This window comes from Iodobacter sp. BJB302 (genome assembly GCF_002735645.1).
Classification (GTDB): Bacteria; Pseudomonadota; Gammaproteobacteria; order Burkholderiales; family Chitinibacteraceae; genus Iodobacter.
On the sequence record NZ_PDZG01000173.1, the window covers coordinates 1 to 1067 of the forward strand.

Annotated in this window: 2 tRNA genes and 2 rRNA genes; all 4 read right to left on the minus strand. The window is 43.0% G+C overall.

The window, feature by feature from the left end:
- Nucleotides 1-109 (minus strand): 23S ribosomal RNA (locus CSQ88_RS22440); the annotation flags it as partial.
- Between the two features lie 317 nt (nt 110-426).
- Nucleotides 427-502 (minus strand) — tRNA-Ala (locus CSQ88_RS22445).
- A gap of 250 nt (nt 503-752) precedes the next feature.
- A tRNA-Ile gene (locus CSQ88_RS22450) sits at nt 753-829 on the minus strand.
- Nucleotides 830-958: 129 nt separating this feature from the next.
- Nucleotides 959-1067, minus strand: a 16S ribosomal RNA gene (locus CSQ88_RS22455); the annotation flags it as partial.

Here is a 1067-nt window from a genome sequence, read left to right on the forward strand (position 1 = left end):
ACGGGATCAAAGCTTATTTGCCAGCTCCCCCGTGCTTTTCGCAGGCTAACGCGTCCTTCTTCGCCTATCATCGCCAAGGCATCCACCAGATGCACTTAGTCGCTTGATCCTATAACCTCAAACACGTGTTGCACTCTATTCGTCAATGAAGACGAGCAAAGCGATTCACATCTTTAAAGTATCTGATTTCGCTTTGTTTGCGACATCGATTATTCAGTTCTGACTTCGAACAATCGATTTTGATACAATCTACCCTTATTTATTTCTAAATTTGAGTATTACTTCTTCTATTTTTTTAAAGATCAAAGATACGTCTTGCTGATTTTAGAAACCAGAAATAAATGATCGTCCCAAGCAATGAATCTCTCTTGAGACAGTGATTTATTTCTATTTTCTGCTTTATTTCTTTCCACCACTCTAAAGGAATGGTGGAGGCTAACGGACTCGAACCGTTCACCCCCTGCTTGCAAAGCAGGTGCTCTACCAGATGAGCTAAGCCCCCAATTACTTCGCTATACTTCGTCATTCAATCTCTCGTTTACTTTAGTAAACATCGAAATTTCATTTCTCGTCTAGCTCGCAATCAATTTGCTGCTATTTAAAATCAAATTGGCTGCTCAATATACTCATTAAGCAATCACCTTTGCTAACCGCAATAGTCAAGTGAGGCTAGGAATAAAATAACGCCGTGTACGTTTTAGTACACAAGTTGTTTTATGACGACGCATCACGCAGGCTAGTGCGGATTAGAATGGTGGGTCAGACAGGAATCGAACCTGTGACCCCCGCCTTATCAAGACGGTGCTCTAACCGACTGAGCTACTGACCCAATCTGATTTTTTGCCATTTCACGTTGGGTTACGCGATAAAACTGCTAACCCAACCTACAAAACGGCCTTGTATCTTCTTTTCTACAGTCGATGAGTGTGAGTACTCAATCCAAAAGACTTTTCTCTTGAAAGGAGGTGATCCAGCCGCAGGTTCCCCTACGGCTACCTTGTTACGACTTCACCCCAGTCATGAATCCCACCGTGGTAAGCGGCCTCCTTACGGTTAGCCTACCTACT